Genomic DNA, 8946 nt, shown 5'->3' on the forward strand with positions numbered 1-8946 from the left:
ATTGAAAGCGCTCCTTGAAGCCGCCTATCGCGGTGATTCGGCGCGGCGGGGGTGGAACCACGAGGCGGATATCCTCGATGACGAGCGGACCGCGCCGGGCGAGATCGAGGCTCTGCTGGCCGACCCTTCCGTAACGATCCTGACCGCGCGCGATGGCGCAAATCTGATCGGCTGCGTGGCGGTCACCCGGAAGGACGCCAGCCTCGCCTATCTCGGCATGCTGTGTGTGCTGCCGACCTTGCAATCGGGCGGCATGGGCCGCCGCTTGCTCGACGCCGCCGAAGACCTCGCCCGCGCCGAAGGGATAGCGGCGATGGAAATGACGGTGATCGACAGCCGCCACAGTCTGATCGCATGGTACGAACGGCGCGGCTACCACCGCACCGGCGAAACCCGCCCCTTCCCCGTCCCGCGCGATCCGCCGGTGACTTTCGTGGTGCTGGAAAAGCTGCTCGGCCCGGCGTAAGGGCGCGGAATGCCGGGCGCTCTTGTCAAAATCTGCGGGCTGTCGACCCCTGAGACTCTTGCCGCCGCGGTGCAGGCGGGGGCCGATTATGTCGGCCTCGTCCATTTCGAGAAGAGCCCGCGCCACCTGAGTCTCGCCGAGGCGGCGCGGCTGCGCAGTCTGGTGCCGCCGCAGGTCAAGGTCGTGCTGCTGGTGGTCAACCTTTCGCCTGCGACGCTGGCAGAGGCAGTGCGCGAAGTACGGCCCGATGTGGTGCAATTCCATGGGCAGGAAACGCCCGAAACCCTCGCCCGCTTCCACGCCGCAACCGGGATCGCAGCATGGCGGGCGCTCGGCGTGCGGGACGCAGATTCGCTTGCGGACGCCGCACGTTTTGACGGCGCGGCAGACCGCTTGCTGTTCGATGCCCCCGCCAGCGGGCTGCCGGGCGGCAATGGCACCCGCTTCGACTGGGACCTGCTCAAGGCCTACAAGGCGCCGACCCCGTGGGGCCTCGCAGGCGGCCTGACCCCCGCTAATGTTGCCGACGCCATCAGGCTGACCGGCGCGCCGCTGGTCGATACCTCCTCGGGCGTCGAAAGCGCCCCGGGGATCAAGGACGTGGACAAAATCGCCGCCTTCTGCAAAGCCGCGCGGCTATGAACACGCACCTCAATTCCTTCCGCACCCAGCCTGATGATCGTGGCCATTTCGGCCAGTTCGGCGGGCGCTATGTCGCCGAAACGCTGATGCCGCTGGTGCTCGATCTCGAGCGCGAATACCGCAAGGCGCAGGCCGATCCGGCGTTTCAGGCGGAATTTGACGATCTGCTGGAGCATTACGTCGGCCGTCCGAGCCCGCTTTATTTCGCTCCGCGCATCACGGAGGAGCTCGGCGGCGCGCAGGTGTGGTTCAAGCGCGACGAGCTCAATCACACCGGCGCGCACAAGATCAACAATTGCATTGGGCAGATCCTGCTGGCGATGCGGATGGGCAAGACCCGCATCATCGCCGAGACCGGCGCGGGCCAGCATGGGGTGGCCACCGCCACGGTCTGCGCGCGCTTCGGCCTGCCTTGCGTGATCTACATGGGCGCTGAGGATGTTGCGCGCCAATCGCCCAACGTGTTCCGCATGAAGCTGCTGGGCGCAGAAGTGATCCCCGTCACCAGCGGCGGCGCGACGCTGAAGGACGCGATGAACGAAGGGCTGCGCGACTGGGTCGCGAATGTCCACGACACCTTCTACATCATCGGCACCGCCGCAGGCCCGCACCCCTACCCCGAGATGGTCCGCAACTTCCAGAGCGTGATCGGCAAGGAAGCGCGCGCGCAGATGCTGAGCCGCACCGGCCGCCTGCCCGATCTGCTGGTCGCCTGCATCGGCGGCGGATCGAATGCGCTGGGGCTGTTCCACCCGTTCCTCGACGATCCGAGCGTCAAGATGCTCGGCGTCGAAGCAGCGGGGCATGGCCTTGATGGCGATCAGCACGCCGCCAGCCTGCTCGGCGGATCGCCCGGCGTGCTCCACGGCAACCGCACCTACCTGTTGCAGGACGAGGACGGCCAGATCACCGAGGGCCACTCGATCAGCGCAGGCCTCGATTACCCCGGCATCGGCCCGGAGCACGCATGGCTGAAGGAATCGGGCCGCGTCGATTACACCGCCGTCACCGATGACGAGGCGCTGGAAGGCTTCCAGCTGCTGTGCCGCACCGAGGGGATCATTCCTGCTTTGGAGCCGTCGCACGCGATAGCCGCCGTGGCGAAGGTCGCGCCGACCATGCCCAAGGACAGCATCGTGCTGATGAATCTGTGCGGGCGCGGCGACAAGGACATCTTCACCGTGGCGGAAAAGCTTGGAGTGGAATTGTGAGCCGATTCCAGTCCGCCTTCGCCCAATCCCGCCCCGCGCTCGTCTGCTTCATCACGGCGGGCGATGGCGACACCGCGGCCAATCTCGATGCGCTGGTGGAAGCCGGGGCAGATGTGATCGAACTGGGCATGCCTTTCACCGATCCGATGGCGGATGGCCCTGCGATCCAGAGCGCCAACCTGCGCTCGCTCGGCGCGGGGACTACCACGGCGGACGTGCTGCGCTATGCCACCGATTTCCGCGCCCGGCATCCGCAAGTGCCCCTCGTCCTGATGGGCTATGCCAACCCGATGGTGCGGCGCGGGCCGGAGTGGTTTGCCGATGCCGCCGCCGCAGCGGGCATCGATGGCGTGATCTGCGTCGACATTCCGCCCGAGGAGGACGACGCGCTCGGCCCGGCTTTGCGCGCCAAGGGTATCGCGCCAATCCGCCTCGCCACCCCCACCACCGATGCCGCGCGCCTGCCGCAGGTGCTCGCCGGGTCGGAAGGGTTCCTCTACTACGTATCGGTCGCCGGGATCACCGGTAAGCAGCAGGCGGTGCAGGCTAGCATCGAGGGAGCCGTGGCGCGGCTCAAGCAATCGACCGATCTGCCCATCGCTGTCGGCTTCGGCGTGCGCACGCCCGAGCAAGCCGCCGCAATCGCAAAGGTTGCGGATGGCGTGGTGGTCGGCAGCGCGCTGGTGGAAATCTGCGGCGAATATGGCGCTGCGGCTCCCGCCAAGCTAAAGGAGCTGACCGCAGCCCTCGCACAGGCTGTCCATTCCGCCCGTCAGGAGCAAGTGGCATGAACTGGTTCACCCGCGTCCGCAGCACGCTAGGCTTCAGCGCCGACAAGAAGACCACCACGGAAAAGGATCTGTGGATCAAGTGTCCGTCGTGCCAGGAAATGCTGTTCGTGCAGGAGTATGAGGACAACCTCAGCGTCTGCCCGAAATGCGAACACCATGGCCGGATCGGCGCCGATGCGCGCCTTGCCTTGCTGCTCGATCCCGGGTTCGAGGTGCTGCCGCTGCCCAAGGTCACGGAAGACCCGCTGCAATTCAAGGATACCAAGAAGTACACCGACCGGCTCAAGGCCGCGCGCGCTGCCAACCCGCATGAAGACGCGTTCGTGGTCGGCTCGGGCTTCATCGAGACCCGCCCGGCGGTGGTGGGCGTGCAGGATTTCAGCTTCATGGGCGGCTCGATGGGCATGGCCGTGGGGCAGGCCTTCTGCGAGGGCGCGCAAAAGGCGCTGGATCGCCACTGCGCCTATGTCGTGGTGACGGCGGCCGGCGGTGCGCGGATGCAGGAGGGGATTCTCTCGCTGATGCAGATGCCGCGCGCGACCGTGATGACGCGGCGGCTGAAGCAGGCCGGGCTGCCCTATATCGTGGTGCTGTCCGATCCGACGACCGGGGGCGTCACCGCGAGCTACGCCATGCTCGGCGACATTCATATTGCTGAACCGGGCGCGCTGATCGGCTTTGCGGGCCAGCGTGTGATCCAGGACACGATCCGCGAGCAGCTGCCCGAAGGCTTCCAGCGCGCCGAATATCTCCACAAGCACGGCATGGTCGACATGGTCGTCCCGCGCCGCGACTTGAAGGCGACGCTGGGGCAGGTGCTCGATTATCTCACCCCGGTGAAGGCGGCGTAACGCAACAACGTCATCCCAGCGCAAGCTGGGACCTAGGGCGTCAAATGCGGCGCTTGCCGCTTGAGGCCCCAGCTTTCGCTGGGGTGACGAGGTGGGCATGAAAGACTTCGGCAAATCCGACGACCCGCGCGTTCAGGCGCAGCTTGATCGCCTCGCCGCGCTGAGCCTGCCGCAGGGTCGGCTCGGGCTGGAAACGATCCGCGCATTGATGGAGCGGCTCGGCAATCCGCACCGCAAGCTGCCGCCGGTGTTCCATGTCGCGGGTACCAACGGCAAGGGTTCGACCTGCGCCTTCCTGCGCGCGATGCTGGAGGCTGAGGGCTACCGTGTCCACGTCACCACCTCGCCGCATCTGGTGCGCTACAACGAGCGCATCCGAATTGCTGGACAGCTGATCTCCGACGAAGCGCTGGCCGAGGTGCTGGCCGAAGTGCTGGATGCAGGCGAGGAACTCGGCCCCAGCTTCTTCGAAGTCACCATCGCCGCCGCTTTCCTTGCCTTCAGCCGCACGCCTGCGGACGTCTGCGTGGTCGAAGTCGGCATGGGCGGACGCTTCGATGCGACCAACGTGCTGGAGCCCGAGGCGCTGGCCGCCTGCGGGATCGCGGCGCTCGGCCTCGATCACGAACGCTTCCTCCTCGCGCCCGAGGACGGCGTGCCGACCGAGCCGATGGCGCGGATCGCGTTCGAGAAGGCGGGGATCGCCAAGCAGGCCGTACCGCTGGTGACGCTGTCATATCGCCCCGAATCCAACCGCGAAGTGATCGCGGCTGCATCCCGCGTTGCTGCGCCGCTAAGGATGCAGGGCGACAGTTGGGATTGCCGCGCGGGCTCAATGCTGACCTATCGTGACGCGGCGGGCTCGTTTACGCTTCCCCGTCCGGCACTCGCCGGGGCCCATCAGATTGACAATGCCGGACTGGCGCTTGCGCTGCTACGCCATCAAATGCGGGTCGAAGTCGGCCCAGAAGCGATGGCGCAAGGGCTGATGGCGGCACAGTGGCCTGCCAGAATGCAGCGCCTCAAACCCGGCCCGCTCACCGGCACGCGCGACGTGTGGCTCGACGGCGGGCATAACCCTCAGGCGGGTGCGATGCTAGGTGAGCACTTCGCTGGGCAGCGCCTACACCTTGTGATCGGCATGATCGAGGGCAAAGACCCCGGATCGCTGATCGGCCCGCTCGCGGCATCGCTTGCCAGTGTGACAGCCGTGCCGGTGCCGGGCCATGACTGGCATCCCGTGGAGGCGTTTGGCGCCAAAGCCCGCCCTGCCCCCGATGTGCCGAGCGCAATGGCGCTGATCCCCGATGACGGGCTGCCGATCCTCATCGCCGGGTCGCTCTACCTCGCAGGCGAGGTGCTGCGGCTTAACGGCGAGCTGCCCGACTAACTGCCCTCGCCGCCCTCGGTCCCCGCCGTCCCGATCGAGGCGTCGATCAGCCCGGCGCGCATCATCAGCCAGAACAGCACGATGCCTGGCAGCGCGGCCGCGGTGGTAAACAGGTAGAAGTTTACATAGCCGAAGCTCTCGACCAACGCGCCCGCCGTGGTCCCGGTCAGCACCCGCCCGACAATACTCGCCGCCGCCGAGATCAGCGCATATTGCGAGGCGGTGAAGCGCAGGTCGGTCAGCGCGGCGAAGTATGCCACCACCGTCACCCCGCCGATCCCGCTAGCGATGTTCTCGAACAGGAAGGTTGCCGCCAGCCCCGCGTTGGTCTTGTCGACGGCAGCCAAGAGCGCAAAGCTGAGGTTGGAAATCCCCATCAAGACAAGGCTCAGCAGCACCGATCGCTTCATGCCCAGCCGGGTGTAGAGCACTCCGCCGATGAAAATCCCGATCAGAAACGCCCAGAAGCCGACGCCCACGTCGTACAGCGCGATCTCGTCGTTGGTGTAACCCTTGTCGTCGAGCAGCAATCGCACGGTGAGGTTCGCCAGCGTGTCGCCGATCTTGTGGAGCAGGATAAACAGCAGCACGAGGAACGCGCCCTTGCGCAGGAAGAACTCGGTGAAGGGGCCATAGACCGCGCGCAAGGCTTCGCCGATGCCCTTCGCGCGGGTCGCGATGCGGCGGCGGGCAGGCTCGCCCAGCACCAGCGCGGTCAGCATGGCCGGCAGTGCGAAGGCGGCGCAGACCATATAGGCCGCCTCCCATCCCACCCGTGCCGCCAGCACCAGCGCCAGCGCGCCAGCCGCCGCCGAGCCGATCCGCCAGCCGTATTGGGTCATCCCCGATCCCACGCCGAGCTGGTCGTGCCGCAGCGTCTCGATCCGGTAGGCGTCAATCACGATGTCGAAGGTTGCCCCCGCGATGCCGACCAGAATGGCCGAGGTTGCCACCCAGCCGATATTGGTCGCCGGGTCGACCAGCGCGAGGTTGAACACTGCCGCGATCACCAACGCGCCGGTCAGCAGCATCCAGGACACGCGCTGGCCCAAGCGGCCGATCACCGGCAACCGCACCCCGTCCACCATCCACGCCCACAGGAACTTGAAGTTGTAGGCGAGGAACACCAGCGTGAATGCGGTCACCGTCTTCTTGTCGATCCCGTCCTGCGCCAGCCGCGACGTCAGGGTTGCCCCGATCAGCGCATAGGGAAACCCGGAGGAGACGCCGAGAAAGAACGCGGCGAGCGATTCCTTCTCCAAATATGGCTTGAGCGCGCCCACCCAATCGCGTCGCGGCGCTGCGCCGATCTCGTTCATGCACGCTCGTCCTTTTGCTTGATCCCGATCTCTGCCACACTAGGCGCAGGGAAGAGGATGAGAAAAGAGCGATGAACGCCGCAGCAACAGATTTGCCCCGTTTGCGTCCGACGCCAGGCCAATTGGCGCTCGCCGAGGCGATCCGGGAGGGCCGCGCCAAGGTCGCAGGCGGAATCCAGACGGTGCCTGCGAGCAATTATACCTGCCACGATCACTTCGCGCGGGAGAAGGCAGCCCTATTTGACCGGCTGCCGCAGGTGCTCGCGCCGTCCGCGCTGCTGCCCGAACCGAGCATGGCCGTCCCGCATGATGCGACCGGACGGCCATTGCTCATCACCCGCGATGCCGAGGGGCGCGCGCACGTGTTCCTCAACGTCTGCCGCCACCGAGGAACGCGGTTGGTGGAAGGGAGCGAAGTGCAATGCGCCAAGCGGCTCGTCTGCCCCTATCACGCCTGGACCTACCGGCTTGACGGGAGCCTCCTCGCCCTGCCCAGGCCCGAGACTTTCCCGGGGCTCGACAAGGCGGATTATGGCCTGGTCGAACTGCCCAGCCTTGAGGCGGGCGGGTTGATCTGGTTCGCGCCGGTCGCGGATGCCGATTTCAGTGATGCGCAGGCCTTGGGTAGTGATCTCGACGCCTTCGGCCTTGGCAGCGCGCACCTGTTCCGGCGCAGGACTCACACGGTGAAGGGCAACTGGAAGCTCATCATGGATGCCTTCCTCGAAAGCTACCACGTCACCCGGCTCCACGCCGCCACCATCGGACCGTTTTTCAAGGACGGGATCACCGCAGGCGACCAGATCGGCCCGCACCAGCGTTCCGCCGTCGGGCGGCTGGAGGAGATGGAGAGCGTCGACCTCACCGACATGGCAGCGCTGCGCCGGGTGGTAACCTTTGCCTACCAGCTGCTACCGGCGACGGTGATCGTGCCCAGCCCCGACTATGTAAACGTCATGGTGCTGATGCCACAGGCCGCCGACTGCACGCTGGTCGAAGATTTCATGCTGATCCCCGAAGCGCCCACCACCGAAAAGGCGTTGGCGCATTGGGAGAAGAGCTGGAATCTGCTCGACTGCGGGGTCTTCGCCTCGGAGGATTTCCGCGCCGCTGAACTCGGCCAGCAGGGCCTTTCCTCCGGTGCGGTCGAGCATATCACGCTCGGCACGCTCGAAGGCGGGATCGCGCGGTTCGACCAGATCGTGGGAGAGGCACTGCGAAGTGCCAATTAGTCCCTCCCTGTTCCAATGGAATGGCGAGGTGGCAGCCCGCAGGGCTGACGGAGGGGTGATCGCAGCGCGCCGCTTCATACTCCTCCGTCACCGCTACGCGGTGCCACCTCCCCACCCCTGCGGGCCGGGGAGGGACTTGGCTGGCATTGCCACGCCTCCTTGCCCGACCTAAAGGCCACCCATGCCTACCCAGCCCCCCCGCTCCGAAAATCGCCCCGAAGGCGATCGTATTGCCAAGCTGCTCGCCCGCGCAGGTGTTGCCAGCCGCCGCGAGATTGAGCGGATGATCGCCGAAGGGCGCGTGGCGCTGGATGGGAAGGTGCTCGATACCCCCGCCACGATCCTCGCCAGCCTCAAAGGGGTGACGGTCGATGGCAATCCGGTCGCCGCCGCCGAAGCGACGAGGCTGTTCGCGTTCCACAAGCCCACCGGATTGCTCACGGCCGAGCGCGATATGGCGGGCCGCCCGACGATCTACACCGCCCTGCGCAATGCCCTGCCCGCCGGCACCCCGCGGTTGATCCCGGTCGGGCGGCTCGATCTCAACACCGAAGGCCTGCTGCTGCTCACCAATGACGGCGGGCTGAAGCGCACGATGGAACTGCCCGCCACTCAGGTCCCGCGCACCTACCGCGCCCGTGCTTTCGGCGTGGTGACACAGAACCAGCTGGAAGACCTGATGGACGGGGTCGAGATCGACGGCGTGCGCTACGGCTCGATCGACGCGAACCTAGAACGCTCCTCAGGCCGCAACCTGTGGATCGAGATGACCATCACCGAAGGCAAGAACCGCGAAGTGCGCCGGGTGCTGGAGTATCTCGGATTGCAGGTCAATCGCCTGATCCGTACCGGATATGGCCCTTTCAACCTCGGCGATCTGCCACGCGGGCAGGCGGTGGAGCTGACCGGCAAGCCGGTGGCGCATTTCCTGTCGGAGATGACCGGCACGCCGATCCCGCGCGGCGGGGTGAAGAAGGCTGACAAGGTGATGATCGCCGCCCCGGAAAAGGCACCGCGCCCGCCCCGTCCTCCGGCCCGCAAAGG

9 protein-coding genes are annotated in these 8946 nt (G+C 66.5%); 8 read left to right on the top strand and 1 reads right to left on the bottom strand.

Annotated elements, in window-relative coordinates:
- The first annotated feature begins 1 nt into the window (after position 1).
- From GVM20_RS12845 to GVM20_RS12870, 6 genes are all read left to right on the top strand, one after another.
- On the top strand, positions 2–466 hold the full coding sequence (locus GVM20_RS12845) for a GNAT family N-acetyltransferase (RefSeq protein WP_234031994.1): 465 nt from the start codon (positions 2–4) through the stop codon (positions 464–466).
- A gap of 9 nt (positions 467–475) precedes the next feature.
- On the top strand, positions 476–1108 hold the full coding sequence (locus GVM20_RS12850; protein WP_166547584.1) for a phosphoribosylanthranilate isomerase: 633 nt from the start codon (positions 476–478) through the stop codon (positions 1106–1108).
- Complete coding sequence (gene trpB, locus GVM20_RS12855; protein WP_166547585.1) at positions 1105–2319, top strand: tryptophan synthase subunit beta; 1215 nt, start codon at positions 1105–1107, stop codon at positions 2317–2319. The genes GVM20_RS12850 and trpB overlap by 4 nt, the downstream gene beginning before the upstream one ends.
- On the top strand, positions 2316–3110 hold the full coding sequence (gene trpA, locus GVM20_RS12860; RefSeq protein WP_166547586.1) for a tryptophan synthase subunit alpha: 795 nt from the start codon (positions 2316–2318) through the stop codon (positions 3108–3110). The genes trpB and trpA overlap by 4 nt, the downstream gene beginning before the upstream one ends.
- Positions 3107–3961: an acetyl-CoA carboxylase, carboxyltransferase subunit beta gene (gene accD, locus GVM20_RS12865; protein ID WP_166547587.1), complete on the top strand. Its 855-nt coding sequence runs from the start codon at positions 3107–3109 to the stop codon at positions 3959–3961. The genes trpA and accD overlap by 4 nt, the downstream gene beginning before the upstream one ends.
- A gap of 97 nt (positions 3962–4058) precedes the next feature.
- Positions 4059–5351, top strand: a complete 1293-nt coding sequence (locus GVM20_RS12870; protein WP_166547588.1) for a bifunctional folylpolyglutamate synthase/dihydrofolate synthase — start codon at positions 4059–4061, stop codon at positions 5349–5351.
- Here the strand turns inward: GVM20_RS12870 and GVM20_RS12875 are convergent.
- The gene (locus tag GVM20_RS12875; RefSeq protein ID WP_166547589.1) at positions 5348–6670 is read right to left on the bottom strand and encodes an AmpG family muropeptide MFS transporter; all 1323 of its coding nucleotides are present in this window, start codon (positions 6668–6670) and stop codon (positions 5348–5350) included. The two genes, GVM20_RS12870 and GVM20_RS12875, sit on opposite strands and share 4 nt — an antisense overlap.
- A gap of 122 nt (positions 6671–6792) precedes the next feature.
- Between GVM20_RS12875 and GVM20_RS12880 the strand changes: the two genes are divergently transcribed.
- Both GVM20_RS12880 and GVM20_RS12885 read left to right on the top strand, forming a co-directional pair.
- Positions 6793–7902, top strand: coding sequence for an aromatic ring-hydroxylating oxygenase subunit alpha (locus tag GVM20_RS12880; RefSeq protein WP_502706196.1), 1110 nt, complete (start codon positions 6793–6795; stop codon positions 7900–7902).
- A 181-nt stretch (positions 7903–8083) separates the two neighbouring features.
- The coding region (locus tag GVM20_RS12885; protein WP_166547591.1) for a pseudouridine synthase at positions 8084–8946 on the top strand (863 nt) is incomplete at its 3' end.

The organism is Porphyrobacter sp. SLTP (genome assembly GCF_009905735.1).
In the GTDB taxonomy this organism is placed as follows: Bacteria; Pseudomonadota; Alphaproteobacteria; order Sphingomonadales; family Sphingomonadaceae; genus Erythrobacter.

Bases quoted from the DNA above. Each gene is read 5' to 3' on its own strand.
- GVM20_RS12850 (WP_166547584.1), top strand. From the start codon at position 476: ATGCCGGGCGCTCTTGTCAAAATCTGCGGGCTGTCGACCCCTGAGACT.
- trpB (WP_166547585.1), top strand. From the start codon at position 1,105: ATGAACACGCACCTCAATTCCTTCCGCACCCAGCCTGATGATCGTGGC.
- accD (WP_166547587.1), top strand. From the start codon at position 3,107: ATGAACTGGTTCACCCGCGTCCGCAGCACGCTAGGCTTCAGCGCCGAC.
- GVM20_RS12870 (WP_166547588.1), top strand. From the start codon at position 4,059: ATGAAAGACTTCGGCAAATCCGACGACCCGCGCGTTCAGGCGCAGCTT.
- GVM20_RS12875 (WP_166547589.1), bottom strand. From the start codon at position 6,670: ATGAACGAGATCGGCGCAGCGCCGCGACGCGATTGGGTGGGCGCGCTC.